The organism is Kitasatospora sp. NPDC048662 (assembly GCF_055587065.1).
This window is the reverse complement of the sequence record NZ_JBVJHA010000004.1, coordinates 102276-127556: the sequence shown is the minus strand read 5'-3', so window position 1 is coordinate 127556 and position 25281 is coordinate 102276. Positions and strand designations below refer to the sequence as shown.

The window sequence follows — 25281 nt, the reverse complement described above, 5'->3', positions numbered from 1 at the left end:
GGACCGCCGACGAAAACTCCACGCGGGTCACAAGGCGTCAGCCGCCGCTCTCCGCGTCGGCCACGCACTGTTTGACGGCGGCGAAGCTGTCCGGCGCGACGGACACCGAGTCGATGCCGCAGCGCACCAGGAAGCGGGTGAACTGCGGGTCGTTGCTGGGGCGTTGGCCGCACAGGCCGACCGGGCGGCCGGCCGTGTGGGCGGCGGTGACCAGATGCTCGATCGAGCGGGTGACGGCCGGGTCGGTCTCGTCGAAGAGGTGGGAGAGCAGGTCGGAGTCCCGATCGACGCCCAGGGTGAGCTGGGTGAGGTCGTTGCTGCCGATCGAGAAGCCGTCGAAGCGTTCGGCGAACTCCTCGACGAGCACGATGTTGGAGGGGATCTCCGCCATCACGTACACCTTCAGGCCGTGGTGCCCGCGCTCCAGCCCGTTGGCGGCCATTTCGGCGAGCACCCGGTCGGCCTCCTCCGGGGTGCGGCAGAACGGGATCATCACCACGAGGTTGGTCAGGCCGATCTCGTCGCGGACCCGGCGCAGCGCCCGGCACTCCAGCGCGAAGCCTTCGCGGTAGCGGTCGTCGTAGTAGCGGCTCGCGCCGCGCCAGCCGATCATCGGGTTGGCCTCGACGGGTTCGAAGGGGCGGCCGCCGAGCAGGCGGGCGTACTCGTTGGTCTTGAAGTCGCTGGTGCGGACGATCACCGGGTCGGGCCGGCGGGAGGCGACGAGCGGGGCGATTCCCTGGGCGAGCCGGTCCACGAAGTACTCGGTGCGGTCGGGCGTGCCGTCGGTGAGGGCATCGACGGCCCGCCGGTCCTCCGGGGACAGGCGTTCCGGGTGGACCAGCGCCATCGGGTGGACCCGCACCTGGTGGGCGACCACGAACTCCATTCGGGCCAGGCCGACGCCGTCGGCGGGCAGCTGCCACCAGCGGAACGCGGCGGCCGGGTCGGCGAGGTTCAGCATGACGCGGGTGCGGGTCTGCGGGAGCGCGCCGAGGTCGGTCTGCGTCTCCTCCCAGGCGACCCGTCCGGCGTAGACGTGGCCCTGCTCCCCTTCGGCGCAGGAGACGGTGACTTCCTGGTCGTTCGCCAGGACGTGGGTGGCCCGGCCGGTGCCGATCACCGCGGGGACGCCGAGTTCGCGGCTGACGATCGCGGCGTGCGAGGTGCGGCCGCCGTGGTCGGTGACGATCGCCGAGGCGCGTTTCATCAGCGGTTCCCAGTCGGGGTCGGTGATCGTGGTGACCAGGACGGCCCCTTCGGGGAAGCGGGCGATCTCGCCGGGGGCCGACAGCGCGCAGACCGGGCCGTGCCCGACCGCCTGGCCGACGGCGAGGCCGTCCACCAGCCGTTCGCCGGTGCCGGTCAGCCGGTAGTGGCGCAGCACCGCGCCGGCCCGCCGGGACTGCACGGTCTCCGGCCGGGCCTGGACCAGGAAGAGTTCGCCGGTCCGGCCGTCCTTGGCCCATTCGAGGTCCATCGGGCAGCCGTAGTGCCGTTCGACGGCGACGGCCCACCGGCCGAGCGTGTCGAGGTCGGTGTCGTCGAGGACCCGGGCGGTGCGTTCCCCGGCGGTGGTGTCGACGATCCGGGTGGAGCCGTGCTCGTCGTAGACCGCCTTGCGGCGTTTGGCGCCGACGGTGGCCCGCAGCAGCGGGGTGCGCGCGGCGCCGCCGTCCAGCAGTGGCTTGTCCAGCAGGTACTCGTCGGGATCGACCTGTCCGCCGACCACGGTCTCGCCGAGCCCCCAGGCGGCGCTGATCAGCACCACGTCCGGATATCCGGTCTCGGTGTCGAGGGTGAACGCGACGCCGGCGCTGCCGAGGTCGGAGCGCACCATCAGCTGCACCCCCACGGAGAGGGCGACCGCGAGCTGCTCGAAGCCCAGCCGCTGCCGGTAGTCGATCGCCCGGTCGGTGAACAGCGAGGCGTAGCAGCGTCGGCAGGCGTCCAGCAGGGCGGGGACGCCCCGCACGTTCAGGAAGGTCTCCTGCTGCCCGGCGAAGCTGGCCTCGGGCAGGTCCTCGGCGGTCGCGCTGGAGCGCACCGCGACGTCCGGGTCGGACCGGCCGGCGGATTGCGCCAACTTCCGGTAGGCGTCGGCGAGTTCCGCTTCGAGCTGCGGCGGCAGCGGGGTGGCCAGCAGCGCGGCCCGGACGGCCGCGCCCACCTCCGGCAGCGGCGCGTCCCGGTGCAGCCGGCCGAGCTGTTCCTCGACCCGCTGCCGCAGACCGGCGGTGTCGAGGAATTCGCGGAAGGCGTCCGCGGTGGTGGCGAAGCCGTCGGGTACCCGGACTCCGGCCGCCGCGAGCCGGGTGGTGAGTTCACCGAGCGAGGCGTTCTTGCCGCCGACCAGGGCGACGTCGGCGCGGCCGAGTTCGTTGAAGGGAATGATCCGTCGCATGTCGTCTCCCCGGTCAGTAGGGCATCGGTCGGCCGGACGGGGTCCGCGGGTCCAGGGGCGGGCGCGGCTGCGGGCGGGGCGGGCGCCGGGGGATCCGGATGCGGTCCATGGCTGCCACCTCCTCGGGGGGTGTCTCCTCCACGGTCCCTCGCCGCCGGGCCCGCTCCCAGGGCCGCGCAGCCCGAACCCCCGGGGCCGACCGGCCCAGGGGGCGGGCGGGTGCGCGGGTGGGCCGGTGCGGCGGCGGTCGGCCGGGGGTCGTCAGCTCGGCTGACGGCGGGTCCAGCGGGGCTCCACCTGCCGCCACTCCGCGTCCCAGCGGGCGTAGCGGCCGCGGTCGAGGACGTACAGCGTGCCCTTCCATGCCAGCGCACCGGCCGCGGGCAGGGCGGTGGCGGTGACCAGGGCGGCGGTCCACGCCGCCGCGGTGGCCCGGCCGGTGGTGGCCGGCGGGTGGACGACGGCGCCGTTGGCGTCCAGCCAGATCCGCACCGGGGTGCCGGCGCTCCGGCCGGGTGCCACCTCGGCGGTGGCCCGGTGGAGGGTGCCGTCGGCGGACCAGGTGACGGCGGCCGGCACCTTGCCGACGAGCCCGGCCGGGGCGTCCTCGGCGAGCCGTGCCACGACGGGGTGCCGGGCGGCGGCCTGGGCCCGGGCCGCCGCGGCCTGCTCGTGCTGGACCGCCAGGCCGACGGCGAGCGCCGCCGGGAGGCCGGCGACCGCGAGCACCAGCAGCACCCGGGCCACCCACCACTGGACGCGGTCGCTGCCCCGCCTCAGCGGGTTCGTCCGTTGCCGCGCACGCGTGCGCATGACGTCCGCCTCCTCATCGGGTCGGCGTGACTCCCCTCGTTCCCAGCCTTCCCTGGACGGGCGTGGCTCCACGTGGTCCGAACGGCCCTTTCGCCCCGGCAACCGGACCGGGCAGCCCCGTTCGGCCTGCTCGGCCCAGGCGTCCTGCACGGCGCCGACGAGGGCTACCGGGTCGCCTTCACGGCCCCGGCAGCGCGGACGCCGTCCTCGCGGCGATGTGGGCCGATCCGGCAAGCGCCGGGACGCGGTGGCGATCGGCACGTGTCCGAGCCCCGTGGGGTCACCGATCGCCTCCGGGCGGCTCGCTGGGCGGTTGCGGGGCAGCCACCGGGGAACGCCGGTCCGAGGAGGGGCCGCCGGCGCGCAAGTCCCGGTGCGCCGGGCGCAGTTGGCGGTTGTGCCCGTGAGTGAAGGCGGGAACGTGCCCAGCACGGACGGACCCCGCCGAACAGCCGGTCCGTGGCACCGTGCCGCAACCGGTCCGTGTCGTCGATGGAGTCCGCCCCGGCGCACACCGCCGCGACCGGGGCCATCACCTTCGCGGCCGGATGGGCGCCGGCGCTGCTTTCAAGGCCTTCGATCCGCAGCCGCTCGCGGGCGAGGCGGGGCGGCCCGGCCCGCGCCTTCGCGGTCCCGTCACCGGCGCACCGGCCACACTCCGGGCGATCCGGCCAGCCGGGCTGCTCCGGCGGAGTGAAGAGCCCGGCCGTCGGGCTTCGGCGGTCGTGCGGGCAGGTACGAGGTTTGCTGTTCGTGTCCCTCCTGACAGCGAGGTTCCCGTGTCTTCTGTCCGACGACCGCGCCGGCGTCCGCCGCGCGTCCTGTCCACGTTGCTGGCGGTGGTGCTCGGTGCGGGTGCCGCCACCCTGACCGGCGCGGCCCCCGCGGCCACCGCCGACACCACCGGGTCCGGGCAGGCCCAGGCCGCCGCCCGCCCCGCCCTGCCGCCGGCGAAGCCCGCGGCCGAGGCGGTCGGCGCCGCCGGGGCGAGGCCGCGCGGGGCCGGGACGCAGCGTCCGATCGGCCCGGACCCGGTGGTCGACCTGCTGGCGCACGGCAACCTGACGATGGCCTCCAACTCGGTGCTGACCTGCGACGACAGTGACGGCACGGTCTGTTCGGACACCGAGGGCTCGAACAACGGGCGGACCAAGTTCATCAAGGTCGACCCGAACGCGCCGGGCCCGAACGCCTCCTCCGCGCAGCTGCTGCTTCCGGCCGGCGCGAACGTCCTGTCGGCCCGCCTGTACTGGCAGTTCAACCCGACCAACACCAGCACCGCGGGCGGCACCTCCGGCGATATCAACACGGGCAACCAGGTCTTCTGGAAGGTCCCGGGCGCGAGCGACTACCAGCAGGTGACCGCGGACACCTACGACTGGTTCGACCAGAAGGTCGGCGGGAACCCGCCCGAGCCGCTGCTGGCCGCCGGGGCGGTCAAGGACGTGACGGCCGAGGTCAGGGCCGCCGGCGCGGGCAGCTACACCGTCGCCGACATCCAGGCGTGCGCCGGCCGTTCCTCGGCCCAGAACTTCGGCGGCAACAACGTGGGCTGCTGGGGCGGCTGGTCACTGGTCGTCGCCTACGAGGACCTGGCCGAGCCGATGCGCTACCTCCAGGTCTGGGACGGCTACCAGCTGCTGCGTGACCCCGACAGCGAGACCACCCTCACCCTGGGCGGCATCCGCACACCCGCCACCACGGCCCCCCGGGCCACCCTGGGCATCACCGTCGGCGACGGCGACGCACCGATCGCCGGGGACACCCTGGCCGTCGGCTCCACCCCGGAGAACCTGATCCTGCTGCCGATGCCCGGGCCCACCGGGGTCAGCACCGACAACGCGTTCACCAGCCGGATCGACCACGTCGCGGCGGACGGCACCGGCACCAACATCACCACCCGCGACCCCGACCCGATCAACAACTACGGCTACGACGCCCGGATGATCGACGTCACCGGCAAGATCCCGGCCGGTGCCGCGCAGGCCCTGGTCCGCATCAGCGGCGCCGGCGACGCCCTGGAACCGCAGGCCGCCTGGCTGGCGCTGGACGCCCTCGAACCCGACCTGCGGATCACCAAGGCCAACACCCCGCCCGGCAACCCGGACGACAACCCGCCCGGCCTGGTCGGCCCCGGCGAGACCATCACCTACACCTTCACCGTCGCCAACCGCCGCCAGGACGGCAGCTCCGCCGACCTCGACACCGCCACCGAGATCACCGTGACCGACACCATCCCGGCCGGCACCACCTTCGTCCCCGCCTCCAACCCCGACTGCCAGGCGAGCGGGCAGACCGTCACCTGCACCGTCAACGACCTGCCGCCCGGCGCCGAGACCAACGTCGCCCTCCAGGTCACCGTCGACGCCGACGCCGCCATCGGCACCCACCTCGACGACACCGCCACCCTCCAGTTCCAGGGCAGCCAGACCGGCCGCGTCCAGGAGCGCACCAGCAACACCGTGCGCAACACCGTCGCCGCGGTGCCCGGCTACACCATCATCAAGACCGCCGAGCCCACCGGCGCCGAGCCCGGCGACACCGTCCACTACCGGATCCAGGTCACCAACACCAGCCGGACCGACGCCCCCGGCGTCACCCTCACCGACGACCTGGCCGGCGTCCTGGACTCCGCCGCCTACAACAACGACGCCACCGCCGACCGCGGCCAGGTCCAGATCTCCGGCACCACCCTGACCTGGAGCGGGGACCTGCCCGTCGGCGCCACCGCGACCATCGACTACTCCGTCACCGTGCGCTCCACGCTGACCGCCTCCGCGGTACTGCGCAACGGCGTCACTTCCACCACTTACGCGAACAACTGCGCGCCGGGCTCGACCGACGCGCGCTGCCGCACCGAGGTCCCGGTCACCGTCCCCAGCCCCTCGCCGAGCCCGAGCCCGAGCCCGACCCACGCGCCCCCGCCCGGCCATGACCACGACCACCACGGCCACCTCCCCGAGACCGGTAGCAACGTCCTGCCCGTCGCCGCCCTCGCCGCCCTCACCACCGTCGCCGCAGGCGCCCTCCTGCTGCTGAGAAGCCGCCGCCGCACCCACTGACCCCCACGACCACCCCACGGCCGCACCCACGCCCCCGCGTTGGTGCGGCCGTGGTATGCCGTGCCCCGCACTTTGGTCGGCTGCCTTCCTTGAGGTGTGCCGTCCGGACCGCCCGCACGAAGGCCGTCACCAGCGCCGATGGCCTCGTCTTAGGATGCGAGGCATGGACGGGACCACGCTGCCACCTGGAGAGCCCATACCGATGACGACGCGACGAACCCGCTGGCAGGAGGCGGGAAACAGCGGAAACTTCGGCAAGCGGTTCGCCGAGTTGATCGCCGCCGGCGAGGACGTCGACGGCGAGGCCCGGCTGGCCGACACGCTCCTGCCGCGCGGCGCCCGGGTGCTCGATGCCGGTGCCGGCATGGGCCGGGTGGCCGCCGCGCTCCGGAAGCGGGGGCACGAGGTGGTCGCGATCGAGCCCGACGAGGCCCTGGTCCGGCAGGCCCGGGAGACCTATCCCGGACTGCCGATCGAGGAACGCGACATTCTCGACCTCGGCCCCGGCGACGGCCCGTTCGACCTGGTCGTCTGCGTGGGCAACGTCGTCGTCTACCTGGCCGAGGGCACCGAACGCGCGGCCCTGCGCGCCATGCGCGACGTGCTCGGCGAGAACGGCCGGATCCTGGTCGGCTTCCACCTCCAGGACCCTCCGCCGCACGCCCGCACCTACCCCGCGGCGGAGTTCGAGGCGGATCTGACCGCCGCCGGCCTGCGCATCGACCTGCGGGCCGGCACCTACCAGCTGCACCCCGCGAACGACGCCTACGGCGTCTGGATCCTCAGCCGCGCCCGGGACTGACCCCCGCCCCTGGGGTCGGCAGCTCCGGCTGCCGACCCCGCAGCCGATCCGCCATGGCCGGACGATCATCCGCCGCACACCACACCCTGTGCTGGTCCCACTGGCACCGCCGACGCCGACACCGAGCCCCGACCAGGCATGACAGGCGACAAGGCCACAGCCCAGGAGCTGAGGCCTCGTCACGACCAGCACCGTTGCAGGATCAGCCCACGACCTCGCACGCGAGGTCGGTCGCGCGGCGGCGCGCGCCGAGCGCACTGGTGCCGAGCCATCCGGTGAGCAGCAGCGCCAGAGCCGTGGGCACCAGCGCCCAGGCGGGCAGTTCCCGCGGATCGGTGCCGTGGGCGAGCAGGCTGCTGCCTGCGGCGGCCCCGGTGGCGGACCCGAGGTACATGGCGGCCATCTGGAACGCGACGATCGGCATCGCCTCCTGCGGCCGGTGCGCGGTCAGCGCCTGCTGCAGCGTCGGGACGCACGCCCATCCCGCCGCGCCCCACAGCGTCGCCGCGGCAAGCCACACCGCCGGGGCGGTGAAGACCCAGAAGGCGGCGAAGCCGCCCAGGAGCGCAGCGGGCAGGGCGATGAGCAGGGCGCGGGGCCCGAAGGCGTCAAGGGCCCTGCCGATCAGGGCGGAGCCGGCGACTCCGCCGATGCCCCAGGCCCACACCAGCGCGAAACCCCAGCCCTGGAGTCCGCGGGCCTCGGCCAGGGGCAGCAGGTAGGTGTAGAGCCCGAGGCTGGCCACGCCGAGGAGGAAGGCGGCGGCGACCCCGACGAGGGTCCGCGACGACCGCAGCACCGCGAAGGCGGGTCCGCGCGAGGCGGGCAGCGGCGGAATCGTACGTGCCTTGACCGCCAGCGCGGCCATGCTGACCAGGCCGACGGCGACGACCAGGCTCATGGTCCACCGCCAGTTCAACCGGTCGCCGACGATCATCCCGATCGGCACTCCGGCGACCGTTCCGGTGGACAGACCGAAGGTCACCAGGGCCATGGCGCGGCCCCGTTCGTGGTCGGCGGCCATCGCGGTGGCGGTCGCGGTCGCCACCGCGGTGAGCACCCCCGCACCGGCTCCGGCCATCACCCGTGAGGCGAGGAACACCTCGACCCCCGGGGAGAGCACGGTCACCAGGTTGCCGAGATTGAACACGCCCAGCGCGATCAGCAGCGCCGCCGCGGTGCTCCGCCGGATCAGCGTCCTCGACAGCAGCGGCCCCGCCAGGGCGTACGCGGCCGTGAAGGCCGTGACCCCCAGGCCGACCGCCGCCACCGTGGCAGCCAGCGAATCGGCGATCGCGGGCAGCACTCCGGCGAGGACGTAGGCATCGACGCCCAGCGCGGCTGCGGCCACGACCAGTGGCCAGAGGCGGCGGATCACGCGCCCTCCCCCGCCGGAGGGGCTTCCTGGTACCCGGCGAGGACCGTGTCGATCAGGCCGGGGAACCGCCTCTCCAGGTCCTCGCGGCGCAGCCGGATCATGCACTTGCGCCCTTCGGCGCGGACGAACGTCACGCCCGTCTCGCGCAGGAGGCTGGTGTGGTGGGTGAGTGTCGAGCGCGGCAGGTCCGGTCCCAGTTCGATGCTGTCCACCTCGCCGCGCTCCGCGAGCATTCGCACCATCGACAGCCGCAGCGGCTCGCTCAACGCGAACAGCACTCGCGGGATGGCGATCTCGTCGGCCTCGGGATGTTCGTACACCCGTGGCGGTGCCATGGGAACCACCTCCGTATATCGTGCGGATATTTTCGCACGATGATAGTGCGGGAATTCTCGCACGATCAAGCGGATCCGCCGAACCTCGCCCGGTCAGCCTTTGACCACGCCCAGTGGCACCAGCCGGGCGACGAGGCGGGCGAGCCCGGCACCCTCGGTGGCGGCGGTGACCGCATCGACGTCCTTGTAGGCCTCCGGCGCCTCCTCCGCGAGGCCGCGCCACGAGGACGGGCGCACGGCGATGCCGTTCGCCTCCAACTCGTCACGGAGCCGTTCGCCGCGCACCATGCGCAACGCGTGGTGGCGGCTCCAGACCCGGCCGGCGCCGTGGCAGGCGGATTGGAAGGCACCGTTGCCGGGCATGCCGACCATCACGTACGAGGCGGTGCCCATCGTGCCGGGGACCAGCACCGGCTGGCCCGCGCCGGCGAGATCCCCGGGCAGGCTCGGGTCACCCGGCGGCAGCGCCCGGGTGGCGCCCTTGCGGTGGACGCACAGGCGGCGCTCCACCCCGTCGACCTCGTGGGTCTCGACCTTGGCCGTGTTGTGCGAGATGTCGTAGACCAGTTCCAGACCCGCCCCGACGACGTCGGCGAAGGCACGGCGGGCGGCCTCGGAGAGCAACTGCCGGTTGGCGCGGGCGTAGTTGGCGGCCGCGGCCATCGCGCCGAGGTAGTCACGGCCGGGTGGGGAGTTCACGGGCGTGCAGGCGAGCTGCCGGTCCGGGACGTCGATCCGGTAGCGGTGCATCGTACGGTCCATGGTGCGGACGTGGTCGGTGCACACCTGGTGGCCCAGGCCGCGCGAGCCGCAGTGGATCATGACGCAGACCTGGCCGGTGTGAAGTCCGAAGGCGGCCGCAGTATCGGCGTCGTAGAGGTGGTCGACGGCCTGCAGCTCGAAGAAGTGGTTGCCGCTTCCGAGGCTGCCGACCTGGTGCAGGCCCCGTTCCACGGCCCGCCGCCCGACCTGTCCGGGGGCGGCGCCGTCCAGGGCGCCGGAGTCCTCGCAGCGGTCCAGGTCGCGCGGCACGCCGTGGCCGTGCTCGACCGCGTACCGGGCGCCGCCGACCAGGAGCTCGTCCATCTCCTCGGGGCCCGAGAGATTCCAGAGGCCGCCGCGTCCCATGCCGCGCGGGACGGTGGTGTCCAGGACGTCCATCAGTCGCGTCATCCGGTGGTGGTCGAGTGCCTCGCGGTCGATGCCGGCGGCCAGCAGCCGTACGCCGCAGGAGATGTCGAACCCGACGCCGCCGGGTGAGACGACCCCGCCGCGGGCGACGTCGGTGGCGGCCACCCCGCCGATCGGGAAGCCATAGCCCCAGTGCACGTCCGGCATGGCGAAGGAGGCGCGGACGATGCCCGGCAGGGTCGCCACGTTGGCCACCTGTTCCAGCGCCTTGTCGCCCGCCGCCTGTGGCAGCAGGTCCTTGGACGCGAACACCACCCCGGGGACCCGCATCCGGTCCCGCTGCTCGATGCGGAAGCGGTTGGGGTTCTCCTCGACGAGCGTGATCTCCACCGTTCTCATCTCCAGTCGACGGTCAGCCGTCCGGCCCGCTCGCCCACGTCGGTGCCGAGCTCGGCGCAGGCGGTGGTGAACCGCTCGCGGATCCACTCCCACTCGTCGCCGCGGGCGAGGCGGGTGTGGCAGTGGTCGAGGAACATGGGCAGCGTTTCCAGCCGGACGGGGGCCAGGCGTGCGGGCCCGGGCCCGTCGAAGGTGACCAGGAACAGCAGCCCCAGGTCGTTGCGCAGCGCCGGGTGGACGGCGTAGTCGTCGAGGAAGTCGCCCATGTCGTAGATGATCCGGTCGGCGACGCCGTGGAAGACGTGGGCGGAGTGTCCTGCCACCAGTGCCGCACCGGCCGTCAGCAGCTGCGGTGCCGCCGCGAGCACGTGCCGCGGCGGCCGGGAGGTCATGTTGGGGCCCCAGTGCGCGGTGACCAGCACGATGTCGGCCTCCTGCGCGGCCCGGACCACCAGCGCCCGGAGCCAGTCGGGGACGCCCGCGTGAAGATCGGCCCAGGCCACCCCGGGACGCTGCTCCTCGGCCGCGTAGTCCTCCGGGTGGTCGGTGGCGGCCACCACCGCCAGCCGCACCCCGCCCGTCTCCAGCACCGCGAACCGCCGGGCCGCCAGGACGTCCCGGCCCGCTCCCACCGTACGGACACCGGCGCCCTCCAGCAGGGCACGGGTATCGGCAAGGGCGTCGAAGCCGTAGTCCAGGGCATGGTTGTTGGCCAGGGTCACGCAGTCCACCCCCAACTCGGCGAGCACCCTCGCGGCAGCGGGAGGCGCGCGGAAGAAGAACGGCTTGTACGGGTCCGGCCAGCGGTGCCCTCGGTCGGAGACGCAGCACTCCAGGTTGAGCACCACGAGATCGGCCTCCGCGAGTGCTTCCCGCACCTCGGCGGCGAACAGCGTCTGCGGCGTCGGCGAACGCCGCAGCTCCTCGGCGACGCCACGCCCGAGCATCGTGTCGCCGGCCAGTGCCACCGTGAGCGCCATCTCTCCGCTGTGCTCCCCAGTCGTGTTCAGACGTCGAGCGTCACCTGGCAGGTCCAGCCCCCCGGGCCACCGTCCAGGTGGAGCCCGTGCAGCGAGACTGCCTTGGGCACCGCCCCGACCAGCTCGGCGGTGTCGGCGTCCACCATCGTGAAGCGGACCGACACGGCCCGGCCGTCCGCCGTGTCCCGGATCGCGCCCAGCGCAGCGCCGAGCGGTAGTTCACCGTGGACCTCCAGGCGGTAGATCACTTCTTCCAGCACCGAGACCAGCAGGTCCTCGTCCTTCTCCGCCGTGACCTCGCACCCGCGCTCACCGGCCGAACGGGCCGCGGAGATGTCGGCGAAGCCCTCGACCACCCCGCCCACCGCCTCGGCGATGCAGTCCTCCGCAGTCGGCGCCCACGCCTCCACCCGCATGTCCGCCGTGTGTGCCACGGCCCGATGACCGCTCCGAGAACTCCACTGCTCGGTCATCATCGCTGGCTCTCCTCGTGCCGTCCGCGACCGAAAAACCGTCCTACCCTCCAGACTCGACCCGCTCCCCGCCCGGGGCAATCCCCCTCGTCCTCGCCGCCGGACACCACCTGACCATGCACGTCCTCGACGCGGCCCCACCGGCACCGGCGCCCGCATCGCCGCCCGATCTCCGCGAGAGAACTCCCCCGGAAGGCATGCCGCGGCGGCCCTGGGCCCGGCGGGCCCGTAAGCCCTTTGAAGACCGTCGCGGTGGGAGGACATTGGAAGGGGCGAAAGGCTTGGGGGCAGAATCCGAGAGAGGCCGAAATGCACGGGTCGGCGCCGCTGGGCAGGATCTTCGGCATACCGCTGCGGTTCCACTGGAGCGCGCCTGTCCTGATCCTGGTCCTCGGCATCGGTCTGGCCGGGCAGACGCTTCCCGCTTGGGTTCCGGGCCGCTCGGCGGCCGCCTACGGCTTCGCCGGCGTGGTCGGGGCGCTGCTGCTCACCGTGAGCCTGCTGCTGCACGAGACGGCCCACGCCGTCACCGCACGCCGCGCGGGCGTCCGTGTGGACGACATGACGGTCTTCGCCCTCGGCGGCATCACCCGCATGGGACGCCCCCCGAACCCCCGGCTCCAGTTCGCCGTCGCCGGGATCGGACCGCTCACCAGCCTCGCACTGGGCGGGCTGTCCGTGGCCGCCGGGCTCGGTGCACTGCGCACCCTCCACTGGACGTTGCCCGCGGCGGTGCTGCTGTGGACCGGCTGGACCAACCTCCTGCTCGGCGTGTTCAACCTGCTGCCCGCCGCGCCCCTGGACGGAGGACGGATCCTCCAGGCCGCGGTCTGGTGGCGCCGAGGAGACCGCGAACGCGCCGAGCAAGTGGCCGGCCGCGTCGGCCAGGGCGCCGGCCTGCTGCTGTCCGCAGCCGGTTGGCTCGAACTCCTCCACGGCAGCACGGCCGGGATCTGGCTCATGCTCATCGGTCTGTTCATGTGGACCTCCGCCACTGCCGAGGTCCGCCGCGCCGCACTGGTGACGGCGGTGCGAGGAATGCGGATCAAAGAGGTGATGAACTCACCCCTGGTCACCGCTCCCGACTGGCTCACCGCAGAGCGTCTCCTCACCGGTCTCACCGCACGCCCCCACCACCCGGTGGTCCCCGCGATCGACTTCGAAGGCCGCCCGAGCGGCCTGGTCGACCTGCGCCGGCTCGCGATGATCCCGCCCGCCCGCAGGGCCGAGGTCCATGTACGCGACGTGGCCACGCCACTGGGCCGGTGTCTGGTCGCCGCGCCCGATGACGACCTCGTCGAAGTCCTGGACAACGCGACCGCGCGGCCCCCGATCCTCGTCCTGGACGACGGCCGGCTGGTCGGAATCATCACCCTCGAAGACCTCTCCAGGATCGCCCGGGCGAGAGTTCCGACCACCCCGCGCGACAGCTGAGCCACGAATCGTCCGCCGGCCGGCACCACGAGAACCGCGGTGCTGCTGAACCCCCCGGATCAGGCGCCGGTGTCGATCTCGATCCGCCGGCGCGGCTTCTCGACCTCGCCGATCGGCGCCTTCACGGTCAGCACGCCGTTGTCGTAACTGGCCGCGATCTCCTGCTCCTTGACGCCTTCAGGCAGCCGGATGCTTCGGGTGAAGGAGCCGTAGCGGAACTCGGAACGCTGCTTCTCCTTCTTCTCCTCGCTGCGTTCGGCGCGAACGGTCAGCACCCCGTTCTCGAAGGTGATCTCGACGTCCTTGGCGGGATCGATCCCCGGCAGCTCGGCCCTGACCACATAGGTCCCGTCCTCCTCGGACTCCTCCACCCGGATGACGTGCTCCCCCATCCGCAAGTCCACGGGGAAATCCTCGAACCACTCCGAGAAGGCAGTCGGCCACCAGTGCCCACGCCTGTGAAGCACCTCTCCGGCCATCTCAAACCCTCCTCACTCGCTCGGTCCTCTCCCTCCATGCTGCTGCACCTGCCGGACACACGCGATCGGGGCATCACCGGGCCGCGAAGCCGGGTGCGCGGGCGTCGGTCCTCTCACGCAGGCGGCGACGGCGACGGCATGAAAGCCTGGAAGTCCAGTGGCCCCGGCCCGAGCAGAAGCCGATGGATCGAACGGAGTGCAGGAAGCGACCCGAGATCGTCACCGTCAGCGATCCGGTGTCCCGCCGCACCGCCTGGTCCGGACCCGGCCCCACCGACGTCGCCGGACTCGGCACCGCCTGCACGCCCGACACCGGCCCGCTCGTCCGGGCGAATCCGGCCGACGCCGCCGTCCGGACCGCGCTGCTCACCGGCGCCGACGTCCGGGTCATCGCACAGGAGACGACCATGAGCGACTACGCCGCCGAACACGCACCGTCCCTCCGCCCGCCGGGGCGCGACCTCGAAAGCGCCGCCGAACGCATCGAGCTGCTCGAAGCCCAGGTCCAGGCCCTCGGCCAGGCCGTCCGCGCCCTCATCCAAGGCATGGAGGAGATCCCCGACCACGAGCCCGACCCCGAGCGGCCCGCCCGCGCCGCCCGCCGGGCCCACGAACTCCTGCTCTCCCAACACCTCTAGCCACCGCCAGGGAACCGATCATGAAGCTCGCCTTTCTCGGCCCGCTGTACGCACGCCAGGGCCCCTACGCCTGCGCCTACGTCGACACCTCGCGCGACCTCGACGACCCCGACCGTGCCATCGACCTGCGCCGCCGCCACGTCGAAACCGAACTGGCCGCGCAGGGCGCCGACATGACCACCACCGGCGCCGTGGTCCGCGTGGTCGGCACCGACCGCGAGCTGCCCGGCCCGCACGGCCAGGCCGTCTTCGCCGCCCACGGACGACTCGCCCTCGCCGAGGAGCTGCCCCACCCGCCGCCCCACAGCACCGCCCGCTTCACGATGGTTCCCGACGCGATGCCGCTCGCCATCCAGCACGCCCCCGACATCCCGTACGTGGCCGCGGCGGTGCACCGCGTCGCCCCGTCGGCAGGCGTGCCCTCCGAGGAGGCCGGACTGGAAGTGGACCTGCAGGCCGGCCGCTGGCCCACCGCCCGTGTGGCGCCCGAGAGCCGCACCCGCAGACGGGCTCCGGCCCACGAATGGCGGCAGACCGCCACGGAGGTCGCCCAGCAGCTCACCGAACTCGCCGAACGCACCGGGGCCGAGACCGTCGCCCTGTCCGGCGACCACTGGGCGCGCAACACCTTGGCCCGCGAACTGCCCAAGCGCCTGCGTGAGCGCACCATCGGCATCGACAGCGACGGCTGGGACGCCCAGCCCGAGCGCGCCCTGCTGGAGGACGAACTCGACTACCTCTTCCGCGGCCGCCTGTCCGCCCACGACCAGTCCGGCGTCGACCGGTTCCTGGCCCGCCGTGCCCGCCACAGCGGCGCGGTCGAAGGCCTCGCAGCCACCCTCACCGCCCTGCGCCGCGGCCAGGCCGAAGCCGTCCTGATCAACGACCCGTTCGACCTGGACCGGCCGCTGTGGGTCGGCGTCACCCCCAAACAAGTCGGGCTCAGCCGTGAGGAGTTGGCCGCCCTCGGCATCAGCTCCTGCTGGCAGGAGCCGGCCGATGCCGCGCTGATCCGCGCGATCGTCGGCACCAACGCCGAACTCATCGTCATTCCGCACGACGAGCTGCCCCTCCCGGACGGCCTGGGCGCCCTGCTCCGCTACCCGGACACCGCCGGGTGAACCGGCGCCACAGTCCCACGGGCGCCCGAACCCGAGCCCGGCCTGCCAACGGCCCGCGCCGGGCCCGCAACTGATCCGCGGCCGACCCGGGCTTCGCGCCCCAGGGGAAGGTCGATGGCCCCGGGTGCCCGGGCCGAGGGCGATTCAGCGGTTCTCGCCGTGATCGGCCGGGCGGGGGTCGGGGCGCGGGTCCGCGCCGTCGCCGGTGCGGGCCCACGCGGTCCGGCGGCGGGACTCGTCCTCCTGGGCGAGGCGTCGCAGAACCGCCAGGACCGGTTCGAGGAGCAGGACGACGATCGCGGCGTGCTCGGCGAGCCGGAGGCGGTCCTCGATGTCTTCGAGCCGGTCGAGGTCCAGCCGGGCGGCGGCGGCGGCCAGTTCGGCGTAGGGCACCAGGTCTTCGGTGCTGTACTCCATGCCGAGGCGGCTGAGGTCCATCAGGCTCGCGGCGAGCGCGCGCCGGTGCGGCGACTCCGGGGAGACCTCCCATCCCATCGTGGCCAGCAGCTCCCCGACCCGCAGCGCCTGCTCGTCCACGGCGTCCGCCTCGCCGGCGTCCACGGGGGTGGGCAGCGCGTAGTGGACGACGCCGAGCGTGGCGAGCGGATCGAGCGGCTGGTCGATCGCGGTGAGGACGTCGCGGGTGGCGGCGATGGACAGGCCGCCACGGGAGGTCAGGGCGCGGATCAGACGCAGGCGCTGGACGTGCTCGTCGCCGTACAGGGTCAGCGTGGCGCCGAGGGGCCGGCCGGGCGGCAGCAGCCCTTCCCGCAGGTAGTACTTGATCGTCGCTACCGGTGTCCCGGACAGGCGGCTCAGGTCGGAAATCCTCATACGCTCACTCGCTCGCTCGGTCCTGTGTGTGACCAGTCTCCCAGATCCCCAGGTGGACGGCATTGTTCGATAGTGCAACTATCTTCGTAGAAAGTGAAGGTTTCCAGCAGGCTGCCGACCAGCCGGAACACGAAACCACCGCCCCCTCCGCACCCCAGCACAGCTGCGGGCGCGACACCGCACCTGGAGCACCATGTCTGAGCCGACCCACGCCCGCAGGGCGAGCGCGCGCGAACTGCTGCGCCGCCGGAGCCTGTGGCTGCCCTCGGCCTTGATCCTCGGCCTGCTGTCGTTCGTCCTGTCGCTGCTCTACCTGGGTGCGAACAACGACCCGGTCGGCTCGACGAAGGACCTGCCGATCGCCCTGGTCAACGCCGACCGGGGCGCCCAGGTCGGCGGCAAGCAGATCGACCTGGGCGGGCAGATCACCGCGCAGATCGCCCATGCTCCCGATCTGAAGGGCAAGGTCTCCTGGAAGCAGGTCGACCGCAGCACCGCCGACGACCTCCTGGCCAAGGACAAGGTGTTCGGGGCGCTCGTCATCCCGGACGACTTCTCCGCCTCCGTGGCCGCCCTCGCCGGCCCGCTCCAGCACGACCCCCACCCGCCGACCATGACGGTGCTCACCAACCCCGCAGCCGGAAGCTTCGGCTCCTCCATGGCCGCCGAGATCAACCGCACGGTCGTCCAGAACACCTCCGCCCAGCTGGGCCGGCAGCTCACCCAGCAGCTGACCCAGCAAGCGGCATCCGGCGCAGCCGAACATTCCGCCGCGCCGGGCGCGGCGGCGCAGCTGATGGTCGCCGACCCGGTCAAGGCCGTGGTCGAGGAGGGTCACCCGCTCGGCCACCACAGCGGCCTCGGGCTGAGCGCGTTCTTCTACACGCTCGTCCTGGTCCTCGGCGGCATGCTGGGCGCGAACGTGATCCACTCCCAGCTGGACGCGGCGCTCGGCTGGATCGCCAACGACAAGGGCCCGTTCCGCTCCCTCAAGCCGGCCCGGCACATCAGCCGGGTCCGTCACTTCGTGGTCGGCTCGGTGCTCATGGTCGTCCTGTCGATGCTGACCTCGGCGCTGGCCATGGCGGCGGCCGTGGGCGTCATCGGTATCGACGCCTCCCACCTGCCGATGCTGTGGTTCTTCGGATCGTGCGCCACGGCGGCGATGGGAATCACCGCACTGGCCCTGCTCGCCGCCTTCGGCACGCCGGGCCCGATCGTGTCCATGCTCGTGCTGGTCGGCCTGGCCATCCCGTCCGCCGGCGCCACCATCCCGCTGCAGGCGCTGCCCTCCTTCTACCGGTTCCTGGCCGACTTCGAGCCCTTCCGCCAAGTGGTGGACGGCGTCAGGTCCATCCTCTACTTCGGCGCGCAGGCCGACGCCGGACTCGGCCGCGCCTGGACCATGACCGGCATCGGCTTCGCCCTCTCGCTGGCCCTCGGCCTCGCCGTCACCCGCCTCTACGACCGCAAGGGCCTGCACCGGTCCGCGCCCCCCACCCCGGCACCACAACCCGCCACGATCGGCTGACCTCCCCACGCGCGACCCCGACGCCGGCGCCGCACCCGTCCCGCCTCACGACGGGCTTCGCCCCGGCCGGCCGGGCAGCGGGATCCGGACCTCGTCCAGCTCGCCGCGCCCGTACGAACGGATGCCGCGTCCGAGAGTGAGGCCGCCGAGGCCGGCGTAGGGCATGTCGGTGGTGCGGCGGCCGAGTTCGACACCGTCGCGGTAGACGATCTGCTCGCGGGTGTCCAGGACGAACACGCAGGCCCAGTGGTGCCACTCGGTGTCCGCGGTGCGCTGCGGGACGTTCAGGTCGTCGCCGTAGAAGGCGAAGGTGAAGGTGTCGTCGCCGCGGAAGCCGACGTGCAGGGTGCGCAGCCGGACGCCCTTGGAGGCGCCGTGGCCGATCAGGAAGTCCTGGCGGCCGCCGGTGGCGGTGCGCCGGGCCCAGAACTCCACGGTGAAGTCGCGGTCGGCCAGGTCGAGGGCGCTGCTGGGCAGCTCGGCCACGTCGTCCACGCCGTCGAAGCGCAGCGCCGTCCCGGCCCGCCCGCCCTCGCCGTCGGCGAGCACCAGCGGGCGGCCGGTGAACGGGCAGGTGCCGGGCGCGCTCTCGTGAACGGCGTCCCGGTGGCGCGGGTCGGGGCTGGTCCAGGCCTGGGTGCCCTGGGTGTTGAACAGGCCGTCCCGGCCGCGCTCGACGCTGAAGCCGTCGATCCGGCCGGCGGCGTCGTCGTGCGCGAAGATCTGCCAGCGCTCGCGGCCGTGCACGGCGGTGGGCACCAGCAGGGCGGTGAAGCGGCCGCCGGAGAGGTTGCGGACGAAGGACAGTTCCTGGGTCGGCTCGACGAACGGCCGGCCCTCCATGTCCTGGGTGCCGAGGCTGTCCTTGGCGGAGTCCGGGCGGCCCTTGTGCCGGCTGCGCCGGTAGCGGACCTCCAGCACCGGCTTCAACTCGCCGCCGGCCAGCACGAAACGGTCGCACAGCAGCGTGGCGTCTACCACCGCGAGCTTGGCCTCGCCGTCCTTGGCCAGATAGTCGGCGCGGGCCGGGTCGCCCGAGGAACCGGTGCCGTCGGCGAGCCGGAACACCGCGTCCGGGTGGTCGGCGCGCACCGACTGGCGCAGCACGTATACGTGGGTGCCGTCGGAGACCACGTGGAAGGGGGCGGCGGCGCCGAGCCTCGCGGTGCTCGACAGGAAGCGGTCCAGTTCCTGTTCGTCCAGCCGTTCCGCCGGGTCCGCCTCCACCCGCCCGCCGCGCTTGACGACGGGCATCCGCACCGAGCCCGCCACCGCGTAGCCGACCCGCGCCAGCTCCGTCGGGAAGCGCAGCACCAGCGGCTCCTCCGACCAGTAGGCCGCGTCCGCCTCGCCCTTCGCCTCGTCGTGCCGCGACAGGTCCAGCACGCTGTAGACGATCCGCCGTTGGTCGTCCATCGCGAACGCGACCGTACTGCCCTGGTGGCGGACGGTCGTGGTGTGCACGTAGGCGCGGTCGCTGTAGACCTTGAGCAGATGCTGGTCTTCGGTCACGAAAGGTGCTCCCGGGACGCTGGTTTCGCGGTGGTGGCCTGATGCGCGCCCGAGGTCACAACCGACCCCCCGTGCACACAGTGCAATCAACCTGTCGCAGAGGATCACCACCGTCAAGAGCGCATTCCCCCCGCCGCACGCCGGTCGCCCGCCCCATGGCAACGGCTCGCTGCCGGGACTCGGGCGGGTACGTCATCGGTGCAGCTGTCGCAGCGGCTCCCTTCTCACGACCTGTCGGGTCAGGTCCCGCGACCTTCCGCGCCTCGGGGGGACCTCGGTCCCGGACCGGCTGAGCGCGCAGCTGGAAGGGGCCCCCGACGGGGTGTGGCACGGACGAAACCAGCAGGTGGCGGCCGTTCGTTCGGGGCCTGTCGGTGCAGCTGCCGCTGCGGAACCGGGGCCGTCAGGCCGTCGGGGCTGGGACCGGTGGCGGCACGATCAGGGACCGTCGGTCCCTGGGTCGCTTCGCCTCGCCGGACGAGGATCTCTATCGACGGACGACAACGACAACCCTCACCGCGTCCCGTCCCGTTCTCCCAGCCCATGGCCCAAGGAGTCAGATCATGTCCGCGCCTGACCGTGCAAGACCAGCAGCCGAGCCACCCGCGCAGGGGAACAAGACCTTCGGGCTGCCTGCGGCGACCGCGCTGGTGGTCGGCAGCATCATCGGTACCGGGGTTTTCGCGCTGCCGTCCGCGCTCGCGCCCTACGGGCCGATCGCGCTGGTCGCGTTCGTTCTGGTGACCATCGGCGCGCTGGCGCTGGCAGTGACCTTCGGGCGGCTGTCGGAGCGGGTGCCGGGCAGTGGCGGGCCGTACGTCTACGCCCGGGAGGCGTTCGGCGAGTTCGCCGGCTTCCTCACCGCGTGGTCCTACTGGATCACCGCCTGGGCCGGCAACGCGGCGATCGTGGTCGCCTGGGTCGGCTATGTCGAGGTGTTCGTCAACAAGGGCCACCACACCGGGGCTTCGATCGCGATCGCGCTGATCGGCCTGTGGGTGCCGGCGATCGTCAACCTGACCGGGGTGCGCAACATCGGCGCCTTCCAGGTGGTCACCACGGTCCTGAAGTTCCTGCCGCTGGCATTCATGGCCACGGCCGGCCTGCTCTTCGTCAAGGCGGGCAACTTCGGGGCCTTCAACGCGAGCGGCGGCTCCGCCATGGGCGCCATCTCCGCGGCGGGCGCGATCGCGCTGTTCAGCTACATCGGACTGGAGACCGCCTCGGTGGCGGCCGGCCGGGTGCGCGACCCGCGGCGCAACGTGCCGAGGGCGACCATATACGGCACGCTGGCCTGCGCCGCGATCTACCTGCTCGGCACCCTGGCCGTCTTCGGTACCGTGCCGCACGACCAACTCACCTCCTCCAGCGCTCCGTTCACCGACGCCATGAACGGCATCGCGGGCGGCCACTGGGCCGGTGACCTGGTCGCCGCCGCGGCGATCATCTCCGGGGTCGGCGCGCTCAACGGCTGGACGATGATCTGCGCGGAGATGCCGATGGCGGCGGCCCGCGACGGCCTCTTCCCGTCCGTGTTCGCCAGCACCAAGGGGCGCGGCGAGGTGCCGGCCTTCGGCATCATCTCGGCGACCGTGCTCGCCTCGCTGCTGACCGTGGTCAGCTACACCCGCTTCACCAAGGTGTTCACCGAGATCGTGCTGCTGAGCGTGCTGACCGCGGTGATCCCGTACCTGATCTCGGCGGCCGCGCAGCTCTACTGGCTGGTGCAGCACGGCCGCGAGCAGCTCGACCGGCGGCGACTGGTCAAGGACGTCACCATCACGCTGCTCGCCCTCGCCTTCTCCTACTGGTCGATCCAGGGCAGCGGCTACCAGACCGTCTACTACGGCCTGTTCACCATCCTGCTCGGCATCCCCGCCTACATCTGGGTGGAGCGCCCGCACCTGGGCCACGGCGCCGCCGCCAAGGCCGACCCCACAGCCGTGCCCGGCCCGGCCGCCAAGACCGGCCCTGCCGAGGCGTCGCCGCTGCCGTAGGCGGCCCGCACCGCCCGGCCCGCCCACCCCGCGCTCTGACCGCGCGTCACCCGCACTGACCACCCCGCAGTACTGACAACTCCCTTGAGAGGAGAACCCCTCATGTCCACCTTGCGTGTCGATTCCGAGGCCGGCCGCCTGCACCAGGTGATCCTGCACCGCCCGGGCCTGGAACTGTCCCGGCTCACCCCGCGCAACGTCGACGAGCTGCTCTTCGACGACATCCTGTGGGCCAAGCGCGCCCGCGAGGAGCACGACGCCTTCGCCCAGGTGCTGCGCGACCACGGCGTGCGCGTCCACCACTACGCCCAGCTGCTCGCCGAGACCCTGGAACTGCCGCAGGCCCGGTCCTGGCTGCTCGGTCAGGTCGTCAGCCCCGCCACCGTCGGCCCGGCGCTGGTCGACCCGCTGCTCGAGCTGTGCGCGGACCTGGACGCCGAGACCCTGGCGGAGTACCTGATCGGCGGCGTGCTCAAGGACGACCTGCCGCTGCACAGCCCGCACAGCCTGGTCTGGCACACCGTCGGCGACCAGGACTTCGCCCTGGCGCCGCTGCCCAACCACCTCTTCCCCCGCGACAACTCCTGCTGGATCGGCGCGCGTTACAGCCTCAACCCGATGGCGAAGGCGGCCCGCCGGCGGGAGACCCTGCACACCGCCGCGATCTACCGCTTCCACCCGCTGTTCTCCGAGACCGCCGCGCCGCTGCTCGACGGCACCACCACGCCGAGCGGACTGAACCTGGAGGGCGGCGACGTCCACGTCCTCGCCCCCGGCGTGGTCATGGTCGGGATGGGCGAGCGCACCACCCCGCAGGCCGTCGAGGCCCTCGCCCAGCAGCTCTTCCTGACCAACACCGCGCACCGGCTGATCGCCGTCCGACTGCCCGCCAGCCGGGCGTTCATGCACCTGGACACGGTGATGACGATGATCGACCGGGACACCTTCACCCTGTACCCGGGCCTGGCCGACCAGTTGCGCTCCTGGACCCTCACCCCGGCCCCCGAGCGGCCGGCCGGCTTCGACGTCCGGCCCGACACCGACCTCACCGCCTCGCTCGCCGAGGCCCTCGGCCTGGACAAGGTCCGCTTCCTGTCCGCCGACCTGGACGTCCGGACCGCCGAGCGCGAGCAGTGGGACGACGGCAGCAACTTCCTCGCCCTCGAACCCGGGGTCGTCGTCGGCTACGAACGCAACACCACCACCAACACCTACCTGCGCAAGCAGGGCATCGAGATCGTCACCATCGCCGGTTCGGAGCTCGGCCGCGGCCGTGGCGGCCCGCGCTGCATGAGCTGCCCGATCCAGCGCGACGCCGCCAACTGACCACCGCCAAGAAAGAGTTCACCATGACCATCAGCCTGAACGGCCGCCACTACCTGCGCGAGCTCGACTTCACCGCCGCCGAGATCCACCACCTGCTCGACCTCGCCACCGAACTGAAGGCCGCGAAGCGGGCGGGCACCGAGACGCCGCGGCTGACCGGCCGCCGGATCGCCCTGATCTTCGAGAAGGCCTCCACCCGCACCCGCTGCGCCTTCGAGGTGGCCGCCGCCGACCAGGGCGCCACCACCACCTACCTCGGCCCGGACGGTTCGCACATCGGCCACAAGGAGAGCATCGCCGACACCGCCCGGGTCCTCGGCCGGATGTACGACGGCATCGAGTACCGCGGCTTCGACCAGCAGATCGTCACCGACCTCGCCCAGCACGCCGGCGTACCGGTCTTCAACGGCCTGACCGACCAGTGCCACCCCACCCAGAGCCTGTGCGACGTGTTCACCATGCGCGAGCACAGCGGGAAGCCGGTGGAGGAGATCTCCTTCTGCTACCTCGGTGACGCCCGCAACAACACCGCCAACTCCCTGCTCATGATGGGAAGTCTGCTCGGCATGGACGTGCGCATCGCCGCTCCGCGCGAGCTGTGGCCCGCCCCGGCGCTGGTCGACGAATGCCGGCGGCTCGCCCAGGACAGCGGCGCCCGGATCACCCTCAGCGAGGAGGTCGAGGAGGCCGTGCGCGGAGCGGACTACCTCTACACCGACGTGTGGGTGTCCATGGGCGAGAACCACGCCCAGTGGGCCGAGCGGATCGCCCAGCTGCTGCCGTACCAGGTCAACGCCAAGACGCTGGCGGCGACCGGCAACCCCGACACCGCCTTCCTGCACTGCCTGCCCGCCCTGCACGACCGCCGCACCGACCTCGGCGCCGAACTCGCCGAGGAGCACGGGCTCGACGGCCTCGAAGTCACCGACGAGGTCTTCGAGTCGCCGGCCTCGCTGGTCTTCGACCAGGCCGAGAACCGGATGCACACCATCAAGGCGGTCCTGGTCGCCACCCTGGGGAGGGACTGACCATGCGCATCGTCGCCGCCCTCGGCGGAAACGCCCTGCTCCAGCGGGGTGAACACCCGGACGCCACCGTCCAGCAGCACCACGTCCACGAGGCCGGCCGCTCGCTCGCCGAACTCGCACTGGCCGGCCACGAGGTGGTGATCACCCACGGCAACGGGCCGCAGATAGGCCTGCTCGCCGTGGAGAGCGAGACCGACCCGGCACTGACCGCGCCCTACCCGCTCGACGTGCTCGGCGCGCAGACCCAGGGCATGATCGGCACCCTGCTGGCCCGGGAACTCGCCGGCCGGCTGCCCGATCGGGCGGTCACCGCCCTGGTCACCCACACCGAGGTCGACCCCGGTGACCCCGCCTTCGGTCTGCCGGACAAGTTCATCGGCGGCCAACTGACCGATGAACAGGCCAAGTCGATGGAGCGCGAGCGCGGCTGGAGCTGCGCCCGGGACGGCGAGCGGCTGCGGCGGGTGGTGCCGTCGCCACTGCCCCGGGAGATCGTCGAAGTGCCGGCCATCCGCACGCTGCTGACGACCGGGACGGTGGTGATCGCGGCCGGCGGTGGCGGCATCCCGGTGGTCCGCAACCCCGACACCGGCCTGCTGCGCGGCGTCGAGGCCGTCGTCGACAAGGACCGCACCGCCGCCCTGCTCGCCGAACGGCTGGACGCCGACGCCCTGTTGATCCTCACCGACGTCACCCACGTCTTCAGCGGCTTCGGCACCCTCCGGCCCAGGCCGGTCATCAGCGCCACCCCCGAGCAGCTGCGCCGACTCGACCTGCCGGCCGGGTCGATGCGCCCCAAGGCCGAGGCGGTTGCCGAATTCGTCGAACGCACCGGCGGGTTGGCCGCCATCGGGCCGCTGGACGACGCACTCGGCACGCTCCTCGGCACCACCGGCACCACCTGCCGGACCGACCCGGAAGCCGCGGAGCCGGGACCCAGCGCCCTGCCGACGGCCCCTTCGGCCCACGGCCGTGCCGAAACGCACCCGGCAGTCTGACACCACAAGGAAGCCACGGCCACCACGGCCTCATCACTCCGGTGTCACAAGGCAGGTGACACCCAGCGACCGTGGGAGCACGACCACGCAGCGACGAACCGGGTACGGCGTGAGGGGACGCCCCCCGGTTCGCGCGTTGAACTCCCTCAGGGAGCGCCGGGCGCAGACCCGCCGACGCGAGCTGCTGGACCGGACGTTGACCTGGAACGGGCGACACCTGCCCGCAAGGCCACTGTCACCGTCGCAGTGATCAACGAGTGGCTCCGGACCGCAGGGGCCGAGCGCGGATCACTCGGCGTTCAACAGGCCTGCCAGGGCCGGGTGTACGCGCGCCGGATCGATGGTGGTGATCGAGTACTCGGCCGTTCCTGAAGTCACGAAGGGGTCCTCGGCGGCGATCCGCTCGATCGCCTCGCGGTCGGCCCCGCAGGCGACAATGGCCCCGCCGTCGGCAGCGGGCAGCGTCTGCCCGGAGGCCAGGAACACGCCGGCGGCGTGATACCGCTCCAGAAAGGCGACATGGCCCGCGACAAACGGCCCCGCCTCTTCTTCCGAACCCGTGTACGTCAGACGCAGCAGGTGCAGCATCTCCATCCCGATCTCTCA

21 protein-coding genes are annotated in these 25281 nt (G+C 72.7%); 10 read left to right on the top strand and 11 right to left on the bottom strand.

Annotated elements, in window-relative coordinates; all coding sequences use genetic code 11:
• Positions 1-37: 37 nt before the first annotated feature.
• On the bottom strand, positions 38-2404 hold the full coding sequence (gene ppsA, locus ACZ6R9_RS14005) for a phosphoenolpyruvate synthase (protein WP_465538338.1): 2367 nt from the start codon (positions 2402-2404) through the stop codon (positions 38-40).
• A gap of 261 nt (positions 2405-2665) precedes the next feature.
• A complete protein-coding gene (locus ACZ6R9_RS14000) occupies positions 2666-3217 on the bottom strand; it encodes an Rv1733c family protein (protein WP_380478196.1) in 552 nt (183 codons plus the stop codon).
• 779 nt (positions 3218-3996) lie between these two features.
• On the opposite strand from ACZ6R9_RS14000, the gene ACZ6R9_RS13995 reads away from it, so the two are divergent.
• The gene (locus ACZ6R9_RS13995; protein ID WP_465538337.1) at positions 3997-6279 is read left to right on the top strand and encodes a DUF7927 domain-containing protein; all 2283 of its coding nucleotides are present in this window, start codon (positions 3997-3999) and stop codon (positions 6277-6279) included.
• A gap of 202 nt (positions 6280-6481) precedes the next feature.
• Positions 6482-7081 (top strand): class I SAM-dependent methyltransferase, encoded by a 600-nt coding sequence (locus ACZ6R9_RS13990; RefSeq protein ID WP_465538336.1) that lies wholly within the window; start codon positions 6482-6484, stop codon positions 7079-7081.
• A 202-nt stretch (positions 7082-7283) separates the two neighbouring features.
• Here ACZ6R9_RS13990 and ACZ6R9_RS13985 read toward each other — a convergent pair whose 3' ends face one another.
• The 5 genes from ACZ6R9_RS13985 to ACZ6R9_RS13965 all read right to left on the bottom strand — a co-directional run bounded on the left by ACZ6R9_RS13985 (position 7284) and on the right by ACZ6R9_RS13965 (position 11738).
• A complete protein-coding gene (locus ACZ6R9_RS13985; RefSeq protein ID WP_380478199.1) occupies positions 7284-8459 on the bottom strand; it encodes an MFS transporter in 1176 nt (391 codons plus the stop codon).
• Positions 8456-8794: an ArsR/SmtB family transcription factor gene (locus ACZ6R9_RS13980; RefSeq protein ID WP_380478200.1), complete on the bottom strand. Its 339-nt coding sequence runs from the start codon at positions 8792-8794 to the stop codon at positions 8456-8458. Before ACZ6R9_RS13980 ends, ACZ6R9_RS13985 begins: the two co-directional genes overlap by 4 nt.
• Positions 8795-8887: 93 nt before the next feature.
• The gene (locus ACZ6R9_RS13975; RefSeq protein ID WP_465538335.1) at positions 8888-10315 is read right to left on the bottom strand and encodes an RtcB family protein; all 1428 of its coding nucleotides are present in this window, start codon (positions 10313-10315) and stop codon (positions 8888-8890) included.
• A 5-nt stretch (positions 10316-10320) separates the two neighbouring features.
• Positions 10321-11304, bottom strand: a complete 984-nt coding sequence (locus ACZ6R9_RS13970; protein ID WP_465538334.1) for a CapA family protein — start codon at positions 11302-11304, stop codon at positions 10321-10323.
• A gap of 26 nt (positions 11305-11330) precedes the next feature.
• Positions 11331-11738, bottom strand: coding sequence for an archease (locus ACZ6R9_RS13965; RefSeq protein ID WP_380478203.1), 408 nt, complete (start codon positions 11736-11738; stop codon positions 11331-11333).
• Between the two features lie 348 nt (positions 11739-12086).
• Between ACZ6R9_RS13965 and ACZ6R9_RS13960 the strand changes: the two genes are divergently transcribed.
• Positions 12087-13211, top strand: coding sequence for a site-2 protease family protein (locus ACZ6R9_RS13960; RefSeq protein WP_465538333.1), 1125 nt, complete (start codon positions 12087-12089; stop codon positions 13209-13211).
• A 59-nt stretch (positions 13212-13270) separates the two neighbouring features.
• On the opposite strand, the gene ACZ6R9_RS13955 is transcribed toward ACZ6R9_RS13960, so the two are convergent.
• Positions 13271-13603: an Hsp20/alpha crystallin family protein gene (locus ACZ6R9_RS13955; RefSeq protein ID WP_380478205.1), complete on the bottom strand. Its 333-nt coding sequence runs from the start codon at positions 13601-13603 to the stop codon at positions 13271-13273.
• 269 nt (positions 13604-13872) lie between these two features.
• Here ACZ6R9_RS13955 and ACZ6R9_RS13950 point away from each other — a divergent pair, with 269 nt between their 5' ends.
• Both ACZ6R9_RS13950 and ACZ6R9_RS13945 read left to right on the top strand, forming a co-directional pair.
• Positions 13873-14328: a hypothetical protein gene (locus ACZ6R9_RS13950; protein ID WP_380478206.1), complete on the top strand. Its 456-nt coding sequence runs from the start codon at positions 13873-13875 to the stop codon at positions 14326-14328.
• A 20-nt stretch (positions 14329-14348) separates the two neighbouring features.
• A complete protein-coding gene (locus ACZ6R9_RS13945) occupies positions 14349-15449 on the top strand; it encodes a baeRF2 domain-containing protein (protein WP_380478207.1) in 1101 nt (366 codons plus the stop codon).
• Positions 15450-15593: 144 nt separating this feature from the next.
• Here ACZ6R9_RS13945 and ACZ6R9_RS13940 read toward each other — a convergent pair whose 3' ends face one another.
• Positions 15594-16283, bottom strand: coding sequence for a MerR family transcriptional regulator (locus tag ACZ6R9_RS13940; RefSeq protein ID WP_465538332.1), 690 nt, complete (start codon positions 16281-16283; stop codon positions 15594-15596).
• 193 nt (positions 16284-16476) lie between these two features.
• Here ACZ6R9_RS13940 and ACZ6R9_RS13935 point away from each other — a divergent pair, with 193 nt between their 5' ends.
• Entirely contained in the window at positions 16477-17814 is a 1338-nt protein-coding gene (locus ACZ6R9_RS13935) for a DUF3533 domain-containing protein (RefSeq protein ID WP_465538331.1), read from the top strand.
• A 45-nt stretch (positions 17815-17859) separates the two neighbouring features.
• Here the strand turns inward: ACZ6R9_RS13935 and ACZ6R9_RS13930 are convergent, their stop codons facing one another.
• Positions 17860-19326 (bottom strand): LamG domain-containing protein, encoded by a 1467-nt coding sequence (locus tag ACZ6R9_RS13930; protein WP_465538330.1) that lies wholly within the window; start codon positions 19324-19326, stop codon positions 17860-17862.
• Between the two features lie 650 nt (positions 19327-19976).
• Here ACZ6R9_RS13930 and ACZ6R9_RS13925 point away from each other — a divergent pair.
• The 4 genes from ACZ6R9_RS13925 (at position 19977) to ACZ6R9_RS13910 (ending at position 24675) form a co-directional block, all read left to right on the top strand.
• Positions 19977-21323: an amino acid permease gene (locus ACZ6R9_RS13925; RefSeq protein WP_380478310.1), complete on the top strand. Its 1347-nt coding sequence runs from the start codon at positions 19977-19979 to the stop codon at positions 21321-21323.
• A 102-nt stretch (positions 21324-21425) separates the two neighbouring features.
• Positions 21426-22649 (top strand): arginine deiminase, encoded by a 1224-nt coding sequence (locus ACZ6R9_RS13920; protein WP_380478211.1) that lies wholly within the window; start codon positions 21426-21428, stop codon positions 22647-22649.
• Positions 22650-22672: 23 nt separating this feature from the next.
• Entirely contained in the window at positions 22673-23677 is a 1005-nt protein-coding gene (gene argF / locus ACZ6R9_RS13915) for an ornithine carbamoyltransferase (protein WP_465538329.1), read from the top strand.
• A 2-nt stretch (positions 23678-23679) separates the two neighbouring features.
• Positions 23680-24675: a carbamate kinase gene (locus ACZ6R9_RS13910; protein ID WP_465538328.1), complete on the top strand. Its 996-nt coding sequence runs from the start codon at positions 23680-23682 to the stop codon at positions 24673-24675.
• 288 nt (positions 24676-24963) lie between these two features.
• Here ACZ6R9_RS13910 and ACZ6R9_RS13905 read toward each other — a convergent pair whose 3' ends face one another.
• Positions 24964-25269, bottom strand: a complete 306-nt coding sequence (locus tag ACZ6R9_RS13905; RefSeq protein ID WP_380478214.1) for a YciI family protein — start codon at positions 25267-25269, stop codon at positions 24964-24966.
• Positions 25270-25281 lie beyond the last annotated feature (12 nt).